We start from the raw sequence: 20,532 nt of genomic DNA, 5'->3' as shown, positions 1-20,532 counted from the left end.
GGACACTATGAAATCCAATGAACTGCTGCTGGACGCCTTTGGCCGTGTTCGGGAAATCGTGGACGCCACACTCGACGGGCTCGACGACGAAACCCTGGCCCGCCGGCCCGCCGGCAACGGCAACTCCATCGCGTGGCTGATCTGGCACCTCAGCCGGGTAGAGGATACGCAGGTTGCTTCCGCGGCCCGTCTGCCGCAGGTTTGGACCTCGCAGGGCTTTGCCGGCCGTTTTGGCCTGCCGCTTCCTGAACATGACACCGGCTACGGCCATTCGTCAGACAACGTGGACGCCGTTCGGGCCCCGGCGGAGCTGCTCGCCGATTACTACGAGGCGGTCCACCGGCAGACCGTCGAGGTACTTAACAGCCTGGGCGACGACGACCTTGACCGGGTCGTCGACACCCGCTGGGACCCGCCGGTCACCTTCGGCGTCCGGCTGGTCAGCACCGTGGCCGACTGCCTGCAGCACGTGGGGCAGGCCGCGTACGCCAGGGGCCTCAAAGGCGACGCACGGGCCTAGCAGTCCGGGCGTCCACGCGGTCCCCTTGCCTGGCCATGGGGTATGGGGGAGGATAAGCGGCAAAAACTCCAGGAGGCCGTGATGACCCAGCTTGGCAAGTTTGAGAAGTACCTGATCGAGGAATTCTTCGACGACTACCGTGCCGGGGCCATGAGCCAGCACACCTTCACCCGCCGGGTGGCGTTCATCACCGGCAGCATGGCTGCCGCTTCCGCCGCGATGCTCCTGGTCGGCTGCACACCGCAGGAAGTTCCGCGCAGCACCGACCCCATGCCCACTCCCAACCCGTCCGGCTCCGCCACAGGCGCTGCCTCCGGAGGCGCCGTTCCCGGGGCGAAGAGCCCGCTGTCCGTTCCCGAGGGAACAGCCGGAATTACGACGTCGACAGTCAAGTTCCCGTCGGGCGGCACCGAGATCAGTGGTTACCTCGCCCGGCCCGAATCCGGAAAACCCGGCCCCGCCGTCCTGGTCTGCCACGAGAACCGCGGGCTGACCCCCCACATCCAGGACGTGGCCCGGCGCTTTGCCAAGGAGGGGTATGCGGCCCTGGCGATTGACCTGCTGAGCAGGGAAGGCGGCACGGTGAGCCTGGACCGGGATGCCGTCCCGGGAGCATTGACGCAGGCCGGCGCGCAGCGGCACGTGGCGGACTTTTCGGCGGGATTCGACTACCTGCAGAAGCAGCCCTTCGTGGAGCAGGGCCGGATCGCCATGACCGGCTACTGCTTCGGCGGGGGCATCACCTGGCAGTCCGCGGTCGAGATTACGGGACTCAAGGCGACGTCGGCCTTCTACGGTCCGGCGCCCGACCTGGACAAGGTGCCGTCCATCAAGCCCGCGGTGTTCGGCGTCTACGCTGAGCAGGACGACCGGATCACCGGACCCATGCCGCAACTTCGGGATGCCCTGGCGGCCACGACCGTGCGCAACCAGCTCAAGGTCTATCCCGGCGTCGACCACGCTTTCCACAACGACACAGGCGACCGCTACAACGAGCAGCAGGCGACGGCCGCCTGGAACGACACGCTGGCGTGGTTCAAGAAATACGTCTAACTGGTCATCAGCTGGTGGCGCCCGGGATCTCTGCGGCAATCTCTCCGGCATCGGGGCCGGACGCGTCGTGGGCCAGGGCCTTCTGGCGGCGGTAGACCTGGATCGCGATGGCCGTCGGAATGACGGCGAGGGCGACGGCCCGCATCCAGGGGCGGTCCAGGACGTGGCCGGTGACGGAGTCGAGGGAGATGCTGCCAGGCCCGCCAATCGTGAAGGATGCTGCCGCAAGTCCCAGGACCGCCGGGTATTCCAGGCCGCCCTCGGTGGCGAAGAAGCCGTTGGGGGCGTGCACGCTGGCGGCAACGCCCATGGTAGTGGCAGCAGCCGCCCCGGCGGCCGGAGTGCCGAAGCCCAGCGCGAGTGCCAGGCCGGCACCCGCTTCGCCGAGGCCTGCCAGCACCGCGCTTAGCTTCGCCGGCCGGAACCCCATGGCGTGCATCCCCTTGCTGGTGCCCTCGATCCCTCCGCCGCCGAACCAGCCGAAGAGCTTCTGGGTGCCGTGGGCAACAAGGACGCCGCCCAGGCCCACGCGGAAAATGGTCTGTGCGGCAGTGGCGGCGGCGGGGGCGACTGGACTGATGCTCGTGCGGCTCATGTGAATCCTCCTGTAAACGGTTCAGCCATTCGGCTGCTTTTCAGGCGATCTTGTCCGACGATTCTACGTCCGGGGAAGGTGCCCCTGGCGTGCGGCTTCACGCACCAGCAGCCGGATGTTTGCGTACAGCACTGCCCTCACCGCGTCGGGCTCCAGCCGCTGCCCGCGCCGGATGCGTGACTCGAGTTCCTTGCAGCAGCGTTCCAGCCGCAGGGCTCCCGCCATGGCGGACGTCGCCCTCAGGCTGACGACGGCGTCAGCCGCCAACCGCGCGTCGCCGCTGGCCAGGGCGCGGAGGATCTTCGAGGCCCGGTCCGGCAACATCTGCAGGTAGTCATCAATAAAGGCCTCGGCGAATGCCGGACCCACCTCGGCGGCAAGGACCTGCAGCGGACCGGCGTCCAGGACGGGGACGTCTTCTGTGCCGGTCACTTCGCACCGCCTGCTGTCCGTCGCATGTTGTGCCCATCGGTTCATGCCGCGACCTTGCTGCGCGGCTTACCGGATACTTTTCCGCGGTGACCTCAAGACAGGAGAAACTTTTGCCGATGTTCGGATCAAGAATATGGGCCGGTTAGGCACGCTCGAGCAGCACCATCACTTCGTAGTGCGTGGTTTGCGGAAACATGTCGAGCACCCTGGCCCGTCGTGCGGTGAACGAGGGGAGCGCCGCCAGGTCGCGGGCCAGTGACTGGGCATTGCAGCTGGAGTAGACCACGTGCTGCACGGAGGACGATTCCAGCCAGCCGCACAGTTCCTTGCCGATGCCGCGCCGTGGCGGATTGACAATAACCAGGTCGGGCGCCTGGGCAGCGGCGACGGCAAAGGCCGTGGCATCGCCCGCCTGGAAGTTCATGCGCTCCAGCCCTGCCTCGTCGCTGCTGAGATTGGCCGAAACTATGGCTTCGCGGCTGGTTTCAATGCCGGTCACCTCGCGGGAGGGATCAGCGCAGTGCAGGGCAAAGCCGCCCACGCCGCAGTACAGGTCCCAGACCGACGACGGTGCCAGTTCGTTGACCCATTCGCGGCCCTGCCGGTACAGGGCTGCCGCCATGTCGCTGTTTGTTTGAAAGAAGCTCTGCGGCCGGAGGTGGAGGTCGAGGTCATTGACGCGCATCCGCAGTGTGGACTGCTGGGTGAGCAGGATCTCGCGGTCGCCTTCCAGGACCGCCTTGTGCTCCGGGTGCAGGTTGACGGAGACAACCTTTACCTGCGGCAGGGAGGTCAGGAGGGTGGGGAGGTGCTCCCGGATGCGCGGCACCAGCTTTTCCGAACGCAGGACCAGGCGCAGCATGATCTCGCCGTCGGGGGACTCGGTGATGATCAGGTGCTTGAGCTCGCCGCTGCGCCGGGGGACATCGTAGGGCGTCAGGTGGGCCCGGCTGATAAAGGCCGCCAGGACCGGAAAGCAGGCCAGCAGTCCGGGCGAGCAGACGCCGCACTCGCGCAGGTCCACACCGCGGCCCTCGGCGTCAAGGATACCAATGGTGGGGTTCTTGGCCGTTCCGGCCACCACCATCTTGGCCTTGTTGCGGAAGCCGGACTCGCGGCTCCCGACAGGCGGCAACCACTCCACGGACGTGTGGTCGGAGAGAAGTGTCTGGCAGTGCAGCTGCTTGCCGGCCAGCTGCTCGTCATAGGGCCGGCCCATGTGGGTGCAGGAAAGGCATCGGGCGGCATCGAAGTAGGAACATTGCATGTCTCGTTAATTCTACTTTTTCTGCAGGCTACTTCTGGCCGCCAGTGAGGATGGCGGCCGCTGCCGCTTGGGAAGGCTGATCCGGTCCAGATCATTCGCAGGGACGACGGCGGTCCTCCCGGACCGTGCCCGGGCCTGCTCGGCCAGGACACCCACGTCGCCGTACCGGGAGGAAAAGTGCGTGAGAACGAGAGTTCCGGCGCCGCCGTTGGCGGCCAAATCCCCGGCCTGCCCGGCTGTAAGGTGCGCGTACTGCGCCGCCAACGCGGCGTCGTCGTCGCTGAACGTTGATTCCGCGACAAGGAGGTCGACGCCGTCGGCCAAGCCCTCGGCTCCCTCGCACGGGGCAGTGTCCATAATGAAGGCAAATCCCTGGCCGGCGCGCGGAATGCTGACATCCTCAAGGCGCACACCCCGGAGGACTCCTTCCCGCTGCAGACGGCCCGCGTCCGGGCCTGTAATGCCTGCCGCCGCCAGCCGCTCCGGCAGCAAGGTCCTGCCATCCGGCTCGGTCAGCCGGTAGCCATAGGTTTCAATGCGGTGACGCAAGGGCCGCACTTCGAGCCCGGGGGCGATTTCCCCGGCATCGGAGTGGGGTCGCAGGCGGAGGTCGATGCCGGGCGAGGCCACGGAGACGAGTGCCCGGACAACGTCTTCTCCGGAAGCGGGATAGTGCAGATGCACCGGGTGCTTCACGCCGTCCAGGGCCATACGGGACAGCACGCCGGGAAGCCCGTAGCAATGGTCACCATGCACATGGGTCAGGCAGATGCGGGTGATCTGGTTGGCAGAAACACCGGCATGAATCATCTGCCGCTGCGTGCCCTCGCCGGGATCGAAGAGGAGGCCCTCGCCGTCCCACCGCAGCAGGTACCCGTTGTGGTTGCGCGTCCGCGTCGGGACCTGCGATGCGGTGCCAAGGACGACGAGTTCGCGCATGTCACCGAGTGTCTCACAAGCACAGAGAATGACAGACGATCAGCCTGTGAAGCGGTAGCGCTCGCAGGCCGCCGTGCCCGCAGGAGTAAGCCCTTGCCGGCGGCCGCGCTCGCGGAATTATTCCGGTCCCAGCACCTCCCGGGTCCCCATGGAGGTGCCCGGTAATGGGGGTGCCATCGAACTGTATGTGTGGCCCGTGGGTGTTGTCAGTTCGACGGTGTGCCTAGGGCCCGGCCTGGGTTGGGCCTTCCAGCCGGGGAGCTCCTTGGTGTGGTTGCAGGCTTCGCACAGTCCCGCGCCGTTGGCAAGGAATGTTGGACCGTCGTTGTGCCAAGGGATGATGTGGTCGTGGTGGTGGATCGGGGCGTCGCAGTAGGGTGTGCGGCAGGTGTCGTCGCGGATTTGGATGAAGCGGCGCAGCGGTGCCGGAAATAGACGCCGCCGCGAGTCCATGGCGACGAGGTCGCCGGTTCCGGGGACGGTGTAGAGCCGCCGGACCCAGATCTTCAGCTCCTCAACTCCCTTGGCCTGTTGGGGGCTCACCAGGTTCCGGGCCCAGTCTCCGGGAACGATGCCGTAGCCGGGTATCCGGGCGGGTTCGCTGTCGCCTTGGAGGAGGGTTCGGTCGGTGATGACGAGGTTGAGCTCGATGCCGGTGATCCCCCCGGGAGCGCCGGTGGTCCATTCGACCAGGGTGTCGGCCTTGATCTGGTCGCGGGAGCGCGGGTCTCCGGCGGCGTGGAGGGAGTCGGCGTTCCGGGTCAATGCCGCGTACACGGCGACGCCCTGTTGAACGGGCAGCAATGCCGTGAAATACGTCATGCAGTCCGTTGCCGGGCGCAGGCTCACCCTTCGCTCCGAGGCGGCATGGCTTGCGCGCTGGGCCACGGAGCGGGGGTCCCGCCGGGTCGCGGCGGCGCGTACCGCGGCGATGACGGTCCTGGTCCCGGCGCCGTTGAAGGTTCCGGTGTCGGCGGCGAGTTCCTCGTCGACGGCAGTCCGGTCTTCGACACTCAAACATGCGGTTTCATTCGCGACGTGCATGACGCGCTCTTCGTTGAGCTGTCCGGTGTCCAGGGCTGCCAGGGTATGGGGCATCTGCACCAGCGCCTTGGCCATCGCGAGCAGCCGGTGCCCGCGGTGTGGGGACTCGCCCCGGGCCAGCGCGATCTGTTCGGCTGCGTCCAGGCCGTGTTCCTTGGTGCGGTCTTTGCCCAGGTCCTCGGCGGTCAGTGGCGCCGGGTCGGTGGATTCCTGGCGGAGCCGCGCCTCCAGGGTCACAGCAAGCCTCGCCTGTTGCCCGGCCAACATGCCCTTCGCGTCCTCGGAGGCGCGGAGCTGGTCGATCAGCCCGGCATTGTCGGCCGTAAGGTCAGCCCGCAACAGGACACTTGCCGCCGCGATCCTGTCCTCCCAACTGGGCCGCGGCGTCCCAGCGCCGGAGGCACCGGCCTCGGCGAAAAGTACGTCGGCAAAGAGGGCCTCGGGAAACGGGTCCTCCGGAAAGGAGCTGTCGGCGATAAAGCCCGCGGCGAAAGGGTCCTCCGGAGAGACATCGTCCGAGTCTACGAAGTTGCGGTCATCGTCATAGGGTGACCGGTGGTCCGCGACGGCATTGAAGGGGAATCCGGCATCGTATGGTTCGGCATCTTGGAACGCGGCAACGTGCAGGGCGTCGCCGTGCGGCGCCGCTGCCAGTGCTGAATTCCCGATGGCTTCCATGAACACAGTCTGCCAAGGGGGTCTGACAATTAAAGGCCGTTCCGGCACCCGAATGACGGAATGCAAAAGATTCTTTCGATCCACCGAGATCGGAAAGTAGGCAGCAGCACAGGGCTCGATTTTAGAAGTCGGCTGCACAGAACGTCAGAGCTGGTCCGCACAAATGACGACTGGCCCGAACGAAAGCCGTACGGTGCCCGTAGTCACCCTTGGGGGAGCTGCGGATTGAATGGCAGCATTCGTGTCTAAACTGCCGGAAGCAGACGTCGGGAATGACTGGGTCATGCCATGCGAACAGTCGTATGGTGGTCGCATGTCCGTCCTCATCGAAGTCATCGCGGCCGTAGTTCAGGGCGTTCTCGAAGCCGTAGGCGAGCTTCTCTTTCACCGAAACTCGGACCGTCCCCAGGACGAAGACTGATTTGAACCAGCCCTGCGGTCAGCCCGTGTAGGCCAATCGTGCCGCGCCTCTGCCCACGACGACGTGGAACTGCAAAAGATAGGATCTTCAGGTAGGTTCAGGTCACAACGTGCTAGACCTCGTTCTCTTGGCAGGCGGTCAATTTGGCAACAGGCACAGAGTCTTCCAAAAGCGGCCTCCTTGGATCAACATTCCGCATTTTTTGTGGCTGCTCAACTTTGGCGCTCAGCCTCATCTGCGTTGTTTCGAGCTTCAGGCACGCGAGCACAATGACCGGCCAGGACGCAGTGACAATATGGGGCTTTTTCCTGTGGGGCTTGGGGCTTGCATGGGGTGGCATCTGGCTAATCAGGGGACGCTCCAAAGGCAAGAGAATTGTCTTCGCCAGGGACTGGAAAAGACTTTTAGTCGCAGCTCTCCTCGCCCTGCTGGTCGTTGGAATGCTGCTCTTTCTCTTGAGCCTGCCGTCCGTCAAGGACGATGCAGTGTGGTGGCCCCTCATACTGCAGACGATGTTCGCGAACCTGTTCGGGTCACTGCCTCTCATGCTTTTTGATCGGGAGGACTACAAAGAGCAGGGTGAGCCAGACCGCTTGGATGCTCCGAGGAGGAGGAAGGTAAGACAACGGATTATCTTGGTGGCCGTAGTTGGCGGATTGATGTTGGCCGCAGGGCTTACCGTGGGTAAGCAGATAGATCAGTGGTGGCAAGACCTTCTCATCCGCTTGGGCGTGGGTTTGTTGGCAGGCGCAGCAGTGCTCGGGTACCGACTGGGGAAGGCCCCTCGGCCCGTTTCGGGGACCGACTCCGAGTGAAGCAGACACGCAGGAACATTCAGTTAGGTTCGTGGAGGAACTGGGCGATTATCAGAGGCGGTAAGGCTGGCACCGTAGGCGGCGCCGACCTTACCTTCGTCCCTCGGCAAAAAGGCATTCCCATGCGAGCTGGTTGGCGTGGATGTTCAGAACGATGAGGCCGGCGCCATTTGGCGTCGGCCTCATCTGGTTGTTCCTCAGCAATGGAACGTCTTCAGGCTACTCGGCCGGCACCAGTCGGTAGCACCGAATTACTAGTGCTCGACGGCTTCCGTTCGAGGCGCTAATGGCTTCGACGGGAGGCCCGCACTACGCAGCGATGTAGAACCTGGTTGTCAAACGTCGGGGACTCAGCGCCTGGTCTGGTACCTGGTGAGGACCACTCCGTCGGGAAACGTCTGGGTCTCCACCAGGCTCAGCTTCACCCAGTTGTCCAGGGCCGTGAAGAAGGGCGTGCCGCCGCCCACCAGCACCGGATGGGTGACAAGCGCGTACTCGTCGATCAGCCCGGCCCGCATGGCCGCCGCGGCGAGTGTGGCACCGCCGATGTCCATGGGGCCCCCGTCGTCGGCCTTGAGCCGGGTGATCTCGGCGACGGCGTCGCCGGTGACGAGGCGGGTGTTCCAGTCGACCGTGCTGGTCGTCGAGGAGAACACCACCTTCGGCATGTCCCGCCAACGGCGGGCGAACTCGACCTGCGCCGGGGTGACGCCAGGCTGCTGGTCGGCGGTCGGCCAGTGGGAGCTCATGGTCGCCCACAGTTTGCGCCCGTACAGCGCCAGCCCCGTCGCCCCTACCCGGTCGGACCACCATTGGAACAGCTCGTCGCTCGGCACGCTCCAGCCCAGGTCGTCGCCGGGCGCGGCAATGTAGCCGTCCAGGCTCACGTTCATGGCGAAGGCCAGTTTGCGCATGGCGTCAGTCTCCCGTGAGTCAGTATCCGTTGTACAGACCAGCACGGCGCGGAAATATCCCCTGAGTCGGATTAGGAGAATCCGCCGGCCCCGGCCGTGAGCGTCCGCGGGCACCACGTTATGCAGAGATCGATGACGGCCGGAGCAAAGGGGGGCGGAGTTGGACTGCCCGCCACCCGGCGGAAAGAATAAGCGGATGAGTGCTGCCGGCGAGTTCGTGGATGACACCCTGCAGCGCGAGGCTTCGTGGTACCGGGCCGAAGACATGCGCCACCGGTTCGGCGGCGGGATGCAGTACTACGGCGCGTCGGTGGGCGCGGTGCGCGGAACGGTCCGTGATGCCCTTCGCCGCTATGCAGGACTGACCCACGACGAGATCACCGCCCTCAGTTCAGAACTGTGGGCGGTTCCGGTTTACGAGCGGCGCCTGGCCGCCGTCGTGATCCTCCAGTCCAAGCTGGAGTTGCTGACCAACTCCGACCTGACGCGCATGGAGGGCTTTGTGCGGAACGCGCACATGCCAACGCTCGTGGACCCGCTCGCCGTCGACGTCGTTGGTCCGCTGGTGGAAAGGCTCGGGGGCCAGGCGCGTGTGCGTGCTGACGCGGTGCTGGACCGATGGGCGGGGGACCCGGATGTCTGGCTCCGCCGCGCGTCGCTGATGGCGCCCCTGCGGGCACTTCGCTCGGGTGGGGGCGACTGGGACGGATTCGTCCGTCGCGCCAGGATTGCCGCTGATGTACTACCGGGGCCGACGGCGGACAGCAGCACCGACCGGGAAGCCGTTGCCGCCGTGCTGGACGCGGTGGCGGAGCGAAGGCCGGAGCTCCGGCTCTCCTTCCGCCGCTAGGACAGCGGTCCTGCGACAGCCAAAGTAATAGCCGGACTACTACACGGAAGCCGCTGCGGGCTGCAGGTCCTCTGCCGGCTCCGAGGAGGAGGCGTCGTCCGCGGCCGGGATACCCGGCTTGCCTGCCGGGCGAACGGCCGGAGCCGCGGGGATGTGCTGGCGGAGCGGGTGGAACTGGCTGTGCCCCATGCTGCCGAACTCGTAGGCGCTCTCGGCATGCTCGGACCGGTCGACGCCGGCAACCTCGGCCTCATGGCTGACGCGGAAGCCGATGGTCTTGTGGATCGCGATACCGATGATCGCGGTCATCAGGCCGGAGAGCGCGAGCGTGATGAGTACGGCAACGGTCTGGGCGATGAGCTGCTGGACGCCGCCACCGTAGAAGAGCCCGCCGCCTTCGCCGTTGACGGGGAGGGCGATGAAACCGAGGGCGAGGGTGCCGACCAGGCCGGAGCCCAGGTGCACGCCGACGACGTCCAGCGAGTCGTCGAAGCCGTACTTGAACTTCAGTTCGACGAAGAGAGCGGACGCCACGCCCGACACGAGGCCCAGGCCGATGGCGGCCACTGGGCTGATGTTGGCGCACGACGGCGTGATGGCGACGAGGCCGGCGACGGCACCGGACGCTGCGCCCAGGGAGGTGGGGTGGCCGTGACGGACCTTCTCCGTGAGGAGCCAGCTCAGCATGGCGGCGCACGGTGCAACCAGGGTGTTGACCCAAATCAGTCCGGCCTGTTCTGCCGTGGTGGCGGCGCCGGCATTGAAGCCGAACCAGCCGAACCAGAGGAGCCCCGCGCCGAGCATGATGAACGGAACGTTGTGCGGGCGGTGCCCCGGGTCCTTTCCGAAACCGTGGCGCTTCCCGACGATCAGGGCCAGTACGAGGGCGGCCACGCCGGAACTGATCTCGACGACGGCGCCGCCGGCAAAGTCGATGACCTGGCCAAAGATGGCGGTCACTGCTCCGCCCTGGCTCATGAGGCCGCCACCCCAGATCATGAAGGCGAGCGGGCAGTAGACGGCCGTGATCCAGAGCGGCACGAAGAGGACCCAGGCGGTGAACTTGGCGCGGTCGGCAATCGCGCCACTGATAAGGGCCACGGTAAGGATCGCGAAGGTTCCTGCGAAGCCGGCCTTGATGAGGTCGGGAGTGCCCATGAGGCCGCTCAGGCCGAAGCTGGCGAACGGGTTGCCGAACAGGCCCAGGACGCCTTCGCCGGTGCTCATGGAGTAACCCCACAGCACCCAGACGACGCCCACGATGCCGGCGGACACAAAGCTCATCATGATCATGTTCAGGGAGGCCTTGGCGCGGGTCATGCCGCCATAGAAGAGGCCCAGTGCCGGGGTCATGAGCAGCACCAGTGCCGCCGCCACCATCATCCAAACGTTCGCCGCAGTGATCTCCACGCGTTTTCCCTTCCCAGGAAACTCATCCTTTCCGCGGACCGCTGATGCCGGCGCCACGCCCCTCATTGATATTCGTGGACTTATGTTTCGGGTCGGGGCGCGGGAAGTTACACGGGGGTTTCAAAAATCTCGTCTACGTAAAGCCCGCGTGACTGCCGTGTTTCGAATTTGTTAACGGCGCCTGATGGCCGGAGTGCTTTTTGCTGGCCCTGCGCCCGTTTGCCCGGAAACGCGGGGTGCTACCCTGTGCGCCGCGGTGAGGGTTGCCGCCGGAATGCCGCGTTACGAGCACATGAATGAAACATATCCACGGCCGGGCCCCTTGCAGGGCGCTGGATGGTTTCCCTGCCGGACCGGTTGACGCTGCCGGACCTGTTGACCGGGTCTGACCTGTTGACCCGGTCGGAGCGGTGCCGCCACCATGGGATATGACTGAATCTGCAGCTACCGGCGATAACTACTTCACTGAGAATCCGCACGCGGATGTTACGACGGAAGCGGGTGATGCCGCGGCAGGGGCGGACGGCTCCGCAACTGTCGAACACATCGCCGACGAGGTGCGGGACGAGATCCGGCTGGGCCATGTGGAGGACGAGGTGAGCCACGTGCTTGAGGAACGGCTGGACGAAGCCGGCATCAGCATGCGGCCCGAGGACGTGGACGACCTCGCCGAAGATATTGAGCGGGATGTTTCCAGCTAGGACCCCATGAACGACCCCCATAACCTGGAACGGTTTCTCGTAGCGCAGGATGACCGTGCCACCTACGCGCAGGCTTTGGAGGAGCTCCGCGCAGGCAGCAAACGCAGCCACTGGATGTGGTTCGTCTTTCCGCAGATAGCCGGTCTGGGGCAAAGCGCCACCTCCAGGCGGTACGCCATCGCATCCCTTGAGGAAGCCCGGGCCTACCTGCAGCATCCCGTGCTCGGACCGCGGCTGATCGAGTGCGCCACCGCCGTCGATAACGTGGGCAACCGGGGCGCGGCAGAGATTTTCGGCGGCATGGATGCCCGGAAGCTGCAGTCCTCCATGACGCTGTTCCTGCGTGCGGCACCGGACCAACGGGTGTTTCGGCGCGTTTTGGACCACTTCTTCGGCGGGGAAGCCGATGCCGCCACCGACAGGCTGCTGGCAACTCTGCCTATGTAAGTGGTAGCGGCCCTTCACCGGGCTAGTCAGCAGACCTAGACTGGGGGGACGAGCCAGCCTGCAGCCAGCGGGCTGGGCAGACGGAAGGACAGTGGCATGGGTCTGGACGACAAAATCGACAACGCAGCAGAGAAGCTGGGCGGTAAGGCCAAGGAAGGCGCGGGCAAGGCCAACGACGATCCGGGCCTGGAGGCTGAGGGTAAGACTGACCAGGCCAAGGCCGATCTGAAACAGGCCGGTGAAAAGGTCAAGGACGCCTTCAAGAAGGACTGACCAACAGGATCACTACGCCTGGCTCTCCGCCTCCAGCGGAGATTCGAAGGGAGTCCCGCGCGGGAAACCGCGGCAGGGCTCCCTTTCCTGTGCAGCCGGTCAGGGGTTGGTGCCCACCTCCACCAGCTGAACGTCACTCAAACTGCCGTTCACGACGACGGCGGTCATGTACGTGCACACCGGTTGCCGGCGGCGGTCCGTGGGGGAGCCGGGGTTGAGCAGGCGCAGGCCGCCGGGCGCCACCGTGTCCCAGGGAATGTGCGAGTGGCCGAAAACCAGCACGTCGGCATCCGGAAAGAGGGCCTCGCAGCGCTGCTCCCGGCCCTTCGCCTGACCGGTCTCATGGATCATGCTGAACCGGACGCCGTCGAGCGTCACACTAACCGTCTCAGGCAAACGCCGCCGAAGCCCGTCGCCGTCGTTGTTGCCGTAAACGCCGACCAGGCGCCTGCTGCGCTGTTCGAACTCATCGAGCATGCCCTCGCTGACCCAGTCGCCCGCGTGGAACACCACGTCAGCAGCCTCGACGGCGGCCCAGACCTGTTCAGGCAGTGCCCGGGCGCGCTTCGGGACGTGGGTGTCGGCAACAAGGACCAGGCGCAGGCTCATCGAAGCATCTTCCCATGGGGCAGACTGGGACGATGGAGAAAATCGTTCCGCCCTCACCCGGTGATCCCCGCCGTCCCCTTGGCCCCCGCGACCCGGGTGATGCCTGGGTGGAGGGCGACCGCGGACGGTTCTGGGGGCGCTTCGGATCGGCCGGCCTCCTGGTCCACGATGCGCAGAAGGGCGTCCTGCTGCAGCACCGTGCCACCTGGAGCGACCACGGCGGAACCTGGGGGCTCCCAGGAGGCGCGCTGCACCAGGGCGAGGACGCCGTGACCGGCGCACTGCGTGAGGCCCACGAGGAGGCGGCAGTACCCGAACAGAGCGTCAAAGTGCTCTTCACGTCCGTGTTCGACGTCGGCTACTGGTCCTACACCACCGTGGCAGTGCGGGTGCTGGAGCCCTTCGAGCCGGCCATCAACGACCCCGAAAGCATCGAACTGCTGTGGATTCCCGTTGAAGAGGTGGCCGGCATCAACCTGCATCCTGCCTTCGCCGCTTCATGGCCGGATTTGCGCGGCAGGCTGCTGGACGGCTCCAGTAATGGACACTGACAAGTTGGACACTGACAAGTTGGACACTGACAAGTTCCGGCGGCTGCTGGAAGAGGAACGCGCAAGGAAGCTCGCCCTCCTGCCGGCGCTCAGCGCAGACATCGCCTCCGCGAATGAAGCCCGGCAGAACTCCAATGTGGACGACGAGCATGACCCCGAAGGCGCAACCATCGCCTTCGAACTATCGCAGGCGTCGGCACTCCTGGACCAAAGCCGGTCCGGACTGGCGGAAGTGGATGCTGCCCTTGAGCGGATCGAAGCGGGCACTTACGGAATATGCACGGTGTGCGGAGGGCAGATCTCCGAAGGGCGGCTGGAGGCCCGCCCCTGGACGCCTTTCTGCATCCGCCACACGGGCGGCCGGGCCTGATCCCGGCCCGGCAAAGGAGGATGCCCGGGGGCTGTTCCACCGGAGGGAAGAGCATCGTACTCTAGGGCTGGGAGGTGATTGCCATGCAGGCAACCCAGGGAGACCGCATCATCATCCGGGGCAGGACAGTGGAGTCCTCGGACCGGCACGGTGAGATTCTGGAGGTCCGGGGCGCCAACGGAGCGCCGCCGTACCACGTCCGTTTTGACGATGGCCACGAAACCATCCTCTACCCCGGCGGCGACTTCACCGTCGAGCACCACACCACTTAGCTGCCCGGATGACCGTACCGCCACGGCCCGACCGGACCCTGATTACAGTTCTCGCCATCATTGCCGGTCTCGTCGCTGTGGCGCTCGCTGTCGTCCTTTTCCGCGGCCGGCCGGAGCCGCTGGCTGAGAATACCCCGGCGGGTGTGGTCCAGCGGTATGCGGCCGCCGTCCTCGACGGCGACGCGGCCAAAGCCGCACGCTACATGACTGATGGACGCTCCGGGTCCGGACAGCCGGAACGGCCGTGCGTGCCGGCGGACCGCCCTGTGGCGGGCACGCTCCGGATTACGCTGTCCTCCACGGTGGAGCATGCCGACACCGCGGACGTTCACGTCGTTCTGGCCACGTCCAACGGCAGCGGCCCGTTCGGGAACCCCGAATACGAGAGCGAGGCCGTGTTTGGCCTGGAACGGGTCAACGGCAACTGGCTGGTTGCCGCCGCCCCGTGGCAGCTCACCGTCTGTCCCGTTCCGGCGGCGAAGCCGTGAGTACCGTCCGGCCCGGCACACGCGAATCATCATCGCCGGCGGTGCCCACGGTGCGGCGGCTGGTGGTCTTTGTACTCCTCTTTGTCCTCGTCCTGATCGGCGCTTCCGGCCTGGGCGGCCTGTTTGAGCGGCTGCTCACCTCCGGCGCAGCGCTGGCCGGGCACGACGTCGGCAGCCTCGCACGGTCCCTTGCGTTCGGACTGGTCGGCGGTTCCATGGCCGCGGTCCTGTGGTGGCTTGTGTGGCGCAGGCAAGGGGAAGAAGCGGAGCGCTCCTCGGTTGCCTGGGGGCTGTACGTCTCCGGCGTATACATCGTTGCTCTTATCACCGCGGTCACGGCTGTGCTCGGCGCTGTATCGCAGTTGCTTGGGCTGCTGGCCCGTGCCGCATCCGGTGCAGCGGGCGCGGTGGGTGAGGGCGTGGAATGGCGTTCGTCCCTGGCCACGGGCGTGGTGTGGGCGGCCGTCTGGGCATGGCACCGGTGGATGTGGCAGCACCGTCGCAAGGGCCCGCGCCGGCTGCATACCGTCCCGGCGCTCGCGGGCTCGGTGTTCGGCCTGCTGCTAGGTGCCGGCGGGGCCGTGACTGCGCTGGGCAGCCTTCTCGATGCGGCGCTGCGCGGGCTGGCAGGTTCACATGACGTGGGAGCGCCCTGGTGGGTTTCGGTGCTGCAGCCACTCATCTGGGCCGGCGGCGGATTCCTGGTTTGGTGGTGGCATTGGATCCGCGGCGAAGCGCGGCACCTGTCCTCACCACTGGCCAACGTAGCCGCGGCGGTCTTCGCTGTGCTTGGCGGCTGCATGACGGCAATGGCTGGGGCCATCACTGCAGTGTTCGTCCTGCTGCGGCTGGTACTGGACCGCTCCGAGGACATGATCCGGCTCCTGGATCCACTTGGCCCCGCGCTCGCCGCGGCAGCTGTCGGGTGCCTCGTCTGGCGCTACCACTCGGTGCTGACTGCAGCGCGGTCGGAGAAGATGCGGGAGACGGGGCTGCTGCTGGCGTCCGGAGTGTCGGTGGTCGCCGCGGCCGCAGGCGTGGGAGTTGTTGTCAACGCGGCCTTGGGCTTTGCCGAGACGACGCTGGCGGGAACGGGCCCGCGCACTCTGCTGCTGGGCGGTATCAGTGCCCTGGTTGTGGGCGGTGCGGTCTGGTGGAGGGCGTGGCAACCGGCGGACCGCCGCGGTTCGGCGAGCGCCGGTAATGCAGACGGAACAGATGGTGCAGACGGAACTGATAGTGCAGACGGCCTGCGTTCCCGCACCGCGGCGGGGCGGCGCATCTACCTCGTGGCTATCTTCGCGATCAGCGCCGTCGTGGCACTGATCGCCCTGCTGGTGGTCGGCTACCAGGGCTTTGAGTATCTGCTGGACCCGGTGCACTCTGGGAACCTGGTGGGACGGATCCGGGCGCCGCTCGGACTGCTGACCGCCACAGCGCTCGCGGCCGCTTATCACTACAGCGTCTGGCGCAGGGAGCGTATGGTGCTGCCGGTGAACGCTGGCCGCACCATCGGGGAGGTCGTCCTGGTGACAGGCTCCGATCCCGTTCCGCTCCTACACGCCATCAGAACTGCGACCGGGGCCGACGTGACCGTATGGCTGCGCTCTGATCAGCCGGCGGGTTCCTTGCCGGTGTCTGACGGCGGCCTAGGGTCCGACGGCGGTGCTGTCGCCGCCTCCGGAGGCAGGCTGCCGTATACCGGACACCCGGATCCCGGCACGCTAATAGCCGCGCTGGAAGGTGTGAACGCTGAGCGGGTGCTGGTCGTCGTCGGACCCGGCGACCGGATCGATGTCATCCCGGTACGTCAACTGGGTAGCAGCTCAGGGCGTTCCCAGCCTTGAGAACGCCCTGAGGTGCTACCTAGTTGGGTTTAGGAAACGGGCTGCCCTTTGATCGGTGACCGGTCGGCGCCGTATTCGGCCGTCACCAGGATGGGCAGGTGGTCGGACTTCCCCCGGGGGAGGGTTTCCACGCTTTCGATGTCCAGGCCCAGCGAGGTGGCAAAGTCGAAGTGGCCCTTGAAGACCTTGTACCGGGTGTAGGTCCTGCGGTTGCTCAGGGACAGGGCGTAGCCGGAGTTCTTCATGTGCGTGTCAAGGCTCTTGGTGAAGAACGGGTAGTTGAAGTCGCCCACCATCAGCGTCATGAGGCCGGTGCCCATGCTCAGCAGCTCGGCGTGCGCGGCGTGGATCTGCTTGCGCCGCAGGGAGTTTGACGCGGTGAGCGGGGCGGCGTGGAACGAACCCACTACCAGCTCATGGTCGGTTTCACGGTCCACCATCCGGGTGCCGATCAGCCGCTCGTGGGCGGGTGCCATTACGCGGTCGTGCATCGACTTCTTCAGGGCGAAGGTCTGGGTATCCAGGGCAGTGAACCGGTCAGTCCGGTAGTAGATGGCCAGGCCCAGCCTGTTGCCCTTGGTGTAGTCGGCCAGATGGAGCGGGCCGAGCGTGTCCGGCAGATCGGATGAGTCACATTCCTGAAGGCAGAGGACGTCTATCCCAAAGTTGCGGGCCAGACTCATCAATTCACCGCTCGCCTTGTGCTTGCGGAGGTTGTAGCTAATAACTCGCATCGAACACCTCTTCTGAGGGCTGCTAGAAGGACCAGTCTCCGAGTCTACCCAGATCATCATATGGAGATCCGCACATTAAGCGCGCGTCCGGCGGGGCAAAATATGCCGCGCCGGACGCATGCCGCATCCCACCGGGTGCTGTGGCGTCTGGCCTGGATTACCTTCCGCCGGGGCCGTGTCCCTGCGTGTATTCCCCGGCCGTGACCGCGCCGAGCTCCGTCCCGCCGTCGAGGGAGCCCTCGCCCAGACCCGACTGCACCTTCGCCGCGCCCCCGGTGTACACCGTGTACTGCTTTCCTGCTTCGATGGCCGCCGAAGAAAAGACCAGCGAGCCGGTGGCTTTGGTGGGCACAAACGTGGCCACGAGCATGCCCTCGGTGTCGGCCAGCTGCACAGTGGTGCCCGCCGGCACGGTCGAGGCGAAAGTTACCTGCACACCTGACTGTGTGGAGGTTGTCCCCGGGGTGACCACCATGCCCGCGCTTCCCGCCGCGGCAACGGTTCCGCCGCTGACTGCCAGCTCGCCATTGACATCCAGCGCACCGTTGCCGTTGGTTTCGGGCCCGTTGACCACCACAGAGCCGCCGGAGACGGAGGCGTTGCCGTTGGAGTCCAGGCCGTCGCCCTCGGAATTGATGGTGAGGGAGCCGCCGGAGATGTCCACGCTGTAGTCGCCCACCGACTCCCCGCCGCCGGGGCCGCCACCCATGCCGCCACCCGACTGGGCCGCGGTTGAGGCCCCGCCCGAGGCGTTCACACCATCATCCGTGGCGGTCACCGAGACCGTCCCGCCGCTGACCGCGATGTCCTGGGCTTCGAGGCCTTCAGAGGAGTCCGTTACCGTCACCGTGCCGTTCGTGATGGCGAGCTGGTTCTGCGCCTTGACGCCGTCGTCCCCGGCGCTGACAGTGAGCTTGCCGCCGTTGACCAGGAGCCAGCCGCGGCCGTCGTCCGTGTCGTTGTCCGATTTGAAGCCGTCACCACCGGCCGTGATCTGGTAGGTGCCGTCCAGTAGCACTGCGTAGTCCTTGCCGCGGATGCCGTCGTCGGCGGCTTTCACAGTGACGTTGCCGCCGGCCAGGACCAGGCCGTCCTTGGACACGATGCCGTCGTTGGACTGGCCGGTGACCTCGAGTGAGCCTGTCCCGGCCAGGGTGAGGTCGGCCATGGAGTAGATCGCCGCGTTCGGGGCGTCGGTTCCCTGGTCAGCGTATGTTGCAGCGTCCTTGATGGAGTTGGTGGTGCCTTCGTCAAGGAACAGGATGGCCTCGTTGGCGCTTTGCACGACGAATGCCGAGCCTGTTGAGCTGGCGAGGGCCACGCCATCGAGGATCACGCGGACCACGTCCTCCTCGCCGGCAGCGACCACCACCTTGCCGTCACTGAGATCACCTGACAGCCGGTAGGTCCCGGCGGCTGTGATGGTGACGGTGTCGCCGTCGACCTTTACCCCGGCGGCGGAGCCCGCCGCAGCGGAGGAACCGTCCTTGAGCGTGACGGCCACCTCCTTGGCCGCATCCCAGGTGAGGTCGTCGGCGTCGTAATGGGTGTCCTCGGAGATCGAGGCTGCTGTCACCATCTGGGTGCTGGACGCTGTGGTGGTGCCGGACTGGCTGCCGCCGGCCGTTCCGTTGGAGGCGGTGCTTCCCGAGGCGGAGCAGCCGGCGAGGCTGAGGGCCAGGGCGAAGGCGGCCACGGAGAAGGTCTTGCTGAATTTACGCATGGTGGTTCCTTTGGAGGTCGGGGAGGTCTTGGGGGTCTCGGAGGGCGAAAGCAGGGGGCGGGTCAGGCTGCGGGGGCAAGCCGCAGGCTGTGCCGGAGCGTCCGGTTCCAGCGGTTGGCGGGCAGGTGCGGGTGCAGTGCGGCCATCCCGGTGGCGAACTTGGAGATCCTGGACGGCCGCACACCGTGCTGCCAGAGGTGCCTGTCCAGCGGTCCGGCGGCCGACCCTGATTTGGTCTCGAGCACTACGCTGCCCGCCAGTACCCACGGCTGGCCGTCCCCGGTCTGCCACGTGACGCCCGAATCGATCGTTGCGCGGCTGCCGGACTCCGGGAGGTAGAGGGTGGTCCGGCGGTAGCGGGTCTCCAGCACCGGACCCAGGGCGCCGTCCGGAACGTCGCCAACGGCCGTGGCCAGAGTTTCGTTGACGTACTCCAGGCCCTCTGCGGTGAGCCGGGAACGGTCCGCGATGTCATAGGGGATGCGTTCCTTGACGGTGGCCGCCCGTAACCCCTCGGTCTTGACTTCGAGGAAGCTGGTGCCGGTGTCGGCGTAGGTCCGGGTGCGGATCTTGTAGCGGCGGCGCCGGCCGCCCGCCGCCAGCATGTAGCTGTGCAGTTGCGGGGTGTCGAAGTAGACGGAGTCGTAGGCGAAGGACCGGAGCCCGTCCATTTCGAGGACCCGGGCCCGGCCCGCGAAGGTTGCCAGCACCTGCCGGGCGGTCGCGGCGGGGACCACGTACTTCCGGTCTACCCGGGTCTGCAGGGCGGCTTCGGCGTTTAGCTCCTCGAGCCCGATTGGCGGCAGTGCGGCCAGGTTCGTGAGTATCGCCGCGTCGGTAGCGGGTGTTGAGCTCATGCCGCACCTGCCGGGGCTGGAGCTGCCTGCGGTGCGGGGGTCTGCGGCTGGAGCTCTTCGTGGGCCGGCAGCGCCTCGTGCCATGCCGTCGGGGTTCCGGCGGGGCTGTCCAACCCGGCGCGGTCCAACCCAGTGCTGTCTGGACCGGCCACTCGGGTTCCGCGGGCGGGAAGGCAGGCATAGCGGACGTCCACGACGGTCTTGTCGTTCACCAGGTCCAGTTCCTGCACGGTGACGGTGTGGACCTTCGCGGCGAGCAGTTCCTCAAGCCGGGCCGTGAGTTCGTCCTCGCGGGAAATGGCGCGGTCCAGGACAACGGTCTGGTGCCGGTAGGCGGGAAGGACCCGCTCGTGGTCGCCGACGAACATCACGGCAAGCACCAGTCCCATGAGGCAGAGCGTCAGCCAGACCGGTTCGACGCCGACGCCCGAGATCAGGCCCAGGGCCAGCGCGGAGAAATAGTAGGCCACCTCGTGCTGGGCCAGTTCGGTGGAACGGAGACGGATGATCGAGAGAACCCCGAAGAGGCCCAGCCCAAGTCCCAGGCCGGCGGCGGAACCGGCGAGCGCTGTGGCCACGGCCAGGACGCCGATGTTCATCCCAAGGTAGGACACGGCCAGGTCCCTGCGCCGGTGGCGGCGGACGTAAAGTGCGAAGGTGAGCACGCAGATGGCGATGACGTCTGCGGCGATAAGGATCAGGTGGTTCATGGATTCTCCGGG

The 20,532-nt window shown here is 66.3% G+C and carries 24 protein-coding genes; 12 read left to right on the top strand and 12 right to left on the bottom strand.

What is annotated here, in order from left to right; translation table 11 throughout:
* Positions 1–7: 7 nt before the first annotated feature.
* Entirely contained in the window at positions 8–520 is a 513-nt protein-coding gene (locus ACTHQX_RS04985; RefSeq protein WP_440156026.1) for a mycothiol transferase, read from the top strand.
* A gap of 81 nt (positions 521–601) precedes the next feature.
* The gene (locus ACTHQX_RS04980) at positions 602–1,573 is read left to right on the top strand and encodes a dienelactone hydrolase family protein (protein WP_236803582.1); all 972 of its coding nucleotides are present in this window, start codon (positions 602–604) and stop codon (positions 1,571–1,573) included.
* Between the two features lie 7 nt (positions 1,574–1,580).
* Here ACTHQX_RS04980 and ACTHQX_RS04975 read toward each other — a convergent pair whose 3' ends face one another.
* From ACTHQX_RS04975 to ACTHQX_RS04955, 5 genes are all read right to left on the bottom strand, one after another.
* Complete coding sequence (locus tag ACTHQX_RS04975; protein ID WP_440156028.1) at positions 1,581–2,168, bottom strand: DoxX family protein; 588 nt, start codon at positions 2,166–2,168, stop codon at positions 1,581–1,583.
* Positions 2,169–2,231: 63 nt separating this feature from the next.
* Complete coding sequence (locus ACTHQX_RS04970) at positions 2,232–2,600, bottom strand: Hpt domain-containing protein (RefSeq protein WP_440156030.1); 369 nt, start codon at positions 2,598–2,600, stop codon at positions 2,232–2,234.
* 142 nt (positions 2,601–2,742) lie between these two features.
* Positions 2,743–3,867 carry a 23S rRNA (uracil(747)-C(5))-methyltransferase RlmC gene (gene rlmC, locus ACTHQX_RS04965; protein ID WP_440156031.1) on the bottom strand — a complete coding sequence of 375 codons (1,125 nt, stop codon included), beginning with the start codon at positions 3,865–3,867 and terminating at the stop codon, positions 2,743–2,745.
* Positions 3,868–3,879: 12 nt separating this feature from the next.
* On the bottom strand, positions 3,880–4,806 hold the full coding sequence (locus ACTHQX_RS04960; RefSeq protein WP_440156033.1) for a ribonuclease Z: 927 nt from the start codon (positions 4,804–4,806) through the stop codon (positions 3,880–3,882).
* A gap of 117 nt (positions 4,807–4,923) precedes the next feature.
* On the bottom strand, positions 4,924–6,528 hold the full coding sequence (locus ACTHQX_RS04955; RefSeq protein WP_440156035.1) for an HNH endonuclease: 1,605 nt from the start codon (positions 6,526–6,528) through the stop codon (positions 4,924–4,926).
* 690 nt (positions 6,529–7,218) lie between these two features.
* Between ACTHQX_RS04955 and ACTHQX_RS04950 the strand changes: the two genes are divergently transcribed.
* Positions 7,219–7,764: a hypothetical protein gene (locus ACTHQX_RS04950; RefSeq protein WP_440156037.1), complete on the top strand. Its 546-nt coding sequence runs from the start codon at positions 7,219–7,221 to the stop codon at positions 7,762–7,764.
* Positions 7,765–8,114: 350 nt separating this feature from the next.
* Here ACTHQX_RS04950 and ACTHQX_RS04945 read toward each other — a convergent pair whose 3' ends face one another.
* Positions 8,115–8,678: a dihydrofolate reductase family protein gene (locus ACTHQX_RS04945; RefSeq protein WP_236803569.1), complete on the bottom strand. Its 564-nt coding sequence runs from the start codon at positions 8,676–8,678 to the stop codon at positions 8,115–8,117.
* A gap of 196 nt (positions 8,679–8,874) precedes the next feature.
* On the opposite strand from ACTHQX_RS04945, the gene ACTHQX_RS04940 reads away from it, so the two are divergent.
* Positions 8,875–9,528, top strand: coding sequence for a DNA alkylation repair protein (locus ACTHQX_RS04940; protein ID WP_440156039.1), 654 nt, complete (start codon positions 8,875–8,877; stop codon positions 9,526–9,528).
* 39 nt (positions 9,529–9,567) lie between these two features.
* Here the strand turns inward: ACTHQX_RS04940 and ACTHQX_RS04935 are convergent, their stop codons facing one another.
* Entirely contained in the window at positions 9,568–10,938 is a 1,371-nt protein-coding gene (locus ACTHQX_RS04935; protein WP_440156041.1) for an ammonium transporter, read from the bottom strand.
* Positions 10,939–11,366: 428 nt separating this feature from the next.
* Here ACTHQX_RS04935 and ACTHQX_RS04930 point away from each other — a divergent pair, with 428 nt between their 5' ends.
* The 3 genes from ACTHQX_RS04930 to ACTHQX_RS04920 all read left to right on the top strand — a co-directional run bounded on the left by ACTHQX_RS04930 (position 11,367) and on the right by ACTHQX_RS04920 (position 12,359).
* A complete protein-coding gene (locus ACTHQX_RS04930; protein ID WP_440156043.1) occupies positions 11,367–11,639 on the top strand; it encodes a hypothetical protein in 273 nt (90 codons plus the stop codon).
* 6 nt (positions 11,640–11,645) lie between these two features.
* Positions 11,646–12,086 (top strand): DUF1810 domain-containing protein, encoded by a 441-nt coding sequence (locus tag ACTHQX_RS04925; RefSeq protein ID WP_440156044.1) that lies wholly within the window; start codon positions 11,646–11,648, stop codon positions 12,084–12,086.
* 96 nt (positions 12,087–12,182) lie between these two features.
* Positions 12,183–12,359: a CsbD family protein gene (locus ACTHQX_RS04920; RefSeq protein ID WP_440156046.1), complete on the top strand. Its 177-nt coding sequence runs from the start codon at positions 12,183–12,185 to the stop codon at positions 12,357–12,359.
* Between the two features lie 99 nt (positions 12,360–12,458).
* Here the strand turns inward: ACTHQX_RS04920 and ACTHQX_RS04915 are convergent, their stop codons facing one another.
* The gene (locus tag ACTHQX_RS04915; RefSeq protein ID WP_440156047.1) at positions 12,459–12,968 is read right to left on the bottom strand and encodes a metallophosphoesterase family protein; all 510 of its coding nucleotides are present in this window, start codon (positions 12,966–12,968) and stop codon (positions 12,459–12,461) included.
* A 32-nt stretch (positions 12,969–13,000) separates the two neighbouring features.
* On the opposite strand from ACTHQX_RS04915, the gene ACTHQX_RS04910 reads away from it, so the two are divergent.
* From ACTHQX_RS04910 to ACTHQX_RS04890, 5 genes are all read left to right on the top strand, one after another.
* On the top strand, positions 13,001–13,519 hold the full coding sequence (locus ACTHQX_RS04910; protein WP_440156049.1) for an NUDIX domain-containing protein: 519 nt from the start codon (positions 13,001–13,003) through the stop codon (positions 13,517–13,519).
* A 19-nt stretch (positions 13,520–13,538) separates the two neighbouring features.
* Positions 13,539–13,889 carry a TraR/DksA family transcriptional regulator gene (locus tag ACTHQX_RS04905; protein WP_440174548.1) on the top strand — a complete coding sequence of 117 codons (351 nt, stop codon included), beginning with the start codon at positions 13,539–13,541 and terminating at the stop codon, positions 13,887–13,889.
* A gap of 83 nt (positions 13,890–13,972) precedes the next feature.
* Positions 13,973–14,161: a DUF1918 domain-containing protein gene (locus ACTHQX_RS04900; RefSeq protein WP_214856379.1), complete on the top strand. Its 189-nt coding sequence runs from the start codon at positions 13,973–13,975 to the stop codon at positions 14,159–14,161.
* An 8-nt stretch (positions 14,162–14,169) separates the two neighbouring features.
* Complete coding sequence (locus ACTHQX_RS04895) at positions 14,170–14,649, top strand: hypothetical protein (protein WP_440156052.1); 480 nt, start codon at positions 14,170–14,172, stop codon at positions 14,647–14,649.
* Positions 14,646–16,496 (top strand): DUF5671 domain-containing protein, encoded by a 1,851-nt coding sequence (locus tag ACTHQX_RS04890; RefSeq protein WP_440156054.1) that lies wholly within the window; start codon positions 14,646–14,648, stop codon positions 16,494–16,496. Before ACTHQX_RS04895 ends, ACTHQX_RS04890 begins: the two co-directional genes overlap by 4 nt.
* Positions 16,497–16,525: 29 nt before the next feature.
* Here ACTHQX_RS04890 and ACTHQX_RS04885 read toward each other — a convergent pair whose 3' ends face one another.
* The 4 genes from ACTHQX_RS04885 to ACTHQX_RS04870 all read right to left on the bottom strand — a co-directional run bounded on the left by ACTHQX_RS04885 (position 16,526) and on the right by ACTHQX_RS04870 (position 20,520).
* Positions 16,526–17,230 (bottom strand): endonuclease/exonuclease/phosphatase family protein, encoded by a 705-nt coding sequence (locus ACTHQX_RS04885; RefSeq protein WP_440156056.1) that lies wholly within the window; start codon positions 17,228–17,230, stop codon positions 16,526–16,528.
* A gap of 157 nt (positions 17,231–17,387) precedes the next feature.
* Positions 17,388–18,953: a carbohydrate-binding domain-containing protein gene (locus ACTHQX_RS04880; RefSeq protein WP_440156057.1), complete on the bottom strand. Its 1,566-nt coding sequence runs from the start codon at positions 18,951–18,953 to the stop codon at positions 17,388–17,390.
* A 62-nt stretch (positions 18,954–19,015) separates the two neighbouring features.
* Entirely contained in the window at positions 19,016–19,810 is a 795-nt protein-coding gene (locus tag ACTHQX_RS04875; protein WP_440156058.1) for a polyphosphate polymerase domain-containing protein, read from the bottom strand.
* Complete coding sequence (locus ACTHQX_RS04870) at positions 19,807–20,520, bottom strand: DUF4956 domain-containing protein (RefSeq protein WP_440156060.1); 714 nt, start codon at positions 20,518–20,520, stop codon at positions 19,807–19,809. Before ACTHQX_RS04870 ends, ACTHQX_RS04875 begins: the two co-directional genes overlap by 4 nt.
* Positions 20,521–20,532 lie beyond the last annotated feature (12 nt).

It is taken from the genome of Arthrobacter sp. SAFR-023, from assembly GCF_051965295.1.
Lineage (GTDB): Bacteria > Actinomycetota > Actinomycetes > Actinomycetales > Micrococcaceae > Arthrobacter.
This window is presented reverse-complemented; position numbering and strand designations above follow the sequence as displayed.

Coding starts and splice junctions, on each gene's coding strand:
- ACTHQX_RS04880 (WP_440156057.1), bottom strand. CDS start 18,953: ATGCGTAAATTCAGCAAGACCTTCTCCGTGGCCGCCTTCGCCCTGGCC.
- ACTHQX_RS04985 (WP_440156026.1), top strand. CDS start 8: ATGAAATCCAATGAACTGCTGCTGGACGCCTTTGGCCGTGTTCGGGAA.
- ACTHQX_RS04930 (WP_440156043.1), top strand. CDS start 11,367: ATGACTGAATCTGCAGCTACCGGCGATAACTACTTCACTGAGAATCCG.
- ACTHQX_RS04910 (WP_440156049.1), top strand. CDS start 13,001: ATGGAGAAAATCGTTCCGCCCTCACCCGGTGATCCCCGCCGTCCCCTT.
- ACTHQX_RS04900 (WP_214856379.1), top strand. CDS start 13,973: ATGCAGGCAACCCAGGGAGACCGCATCATCATCCGGGGCAGGACAGTG.
- ACTHQX_RS04885 (WP_440156056.1), bottom strand. CDS start 17,230: ATGCGAGTTATTAGCTACAACCTCCGCAAGCACAAGGCGAGCGGTGAA.
- ACTHQX_RS04920 (WP_440156046.1), top strand. CDS start 12,183: ATGGGTCTGGACGACAAAATCGACAACGCAGCAGAGAAGCTGGGCGGT.
- ACTHQX_RS04925 (WP_440156044.1), top strand. CDS start 11,646: ATGAACGACCCCCATAACCTGGAACGGTTTCTCGTAGCGCAGGATGAC.
- ACTHQX_RS04980 (WP_236803582.1), top strand. CDS start 602: ATGACCCAGCTTGGCAAGTTTGAGAAGTACCTGATCGAGGAATTCTTC.
- ACTHQX_RS04960 (WP_440156033.1), bottom strand. CDS start 4,806: ATGCGCGAACTCGTCGTCCTTGGCACCGCATCGCAGGTCCCGACGCGG.
- ACTHQX_RS04870 (WP_440156060.1), bottom strand. CDS start 20,520: ATGAACCACCTGATCCTTATCGCCGCAGACGTCATCGCCATCTGCGTG.
- ACTHQX_RS04895 (WP_440156052.1), top strand. CDS start 14,170: ATGACCGTACCGCCACGGCCCGACCGGACCCTGATTACAGTTCTCGCC.
- ACTHQX_RS04955 (WP_440156035.1), bottom strand. CDS start 6,528: ATGGAAGCCATCGGGAATTCAGCACTGGCAGCGGCGCCGCACGGCGAC.
- ACTHQX_RS04945 (WP_236803569.1), bottom strand. CDS start 8,678: ATGCGCAAACTGGCCTTCGCCATGAACGTGAGCCTGGACGGCTACATT.
- ACTHQX_RS04875 (WP_440156058.1), bottom strand. CDS start 19,810: ATGAGCTCAACACCCGCTACCGACGCGGCGATACTCACGAACCTGGCC.
- ACTHQX_RS04950 (WP_440156037.1), top strand. CDS start 7,219: ATGACCGGCCAGGACGCAGTGACAATATGGGGCTTTTTCCTGTGGGGC.
- ACTHQX_RS04940 (WP_440156039.1), top strand. CDS start 8,875: ATGAGTGCTGCCGGCGAGTTCGTGGATGACACCCTGCAGCGCGAGGCT.
- rlmC (WP_440156031.1), bottom strand. CDS start 3,867: ATGCAATGTTCCTACTTCGATGCCGCCCGATGCCTTTCCTGCACCCAC.
- ACTHQX_RS04975 (WP_440156028.1), bottom strand. CDS start 2,168: ATGAGCCGCACGAGCATCAGTCCAGTCGCCCCCGCCGCCGCCACTGCC.
- ACTHQX_RS04915 (WP_440156047.1), bottom strand. CDS start 12,968: ATGAGCCTGCGCCTGGTCCTTGTTGCCGACACCCACGTCCCGAAGCGC.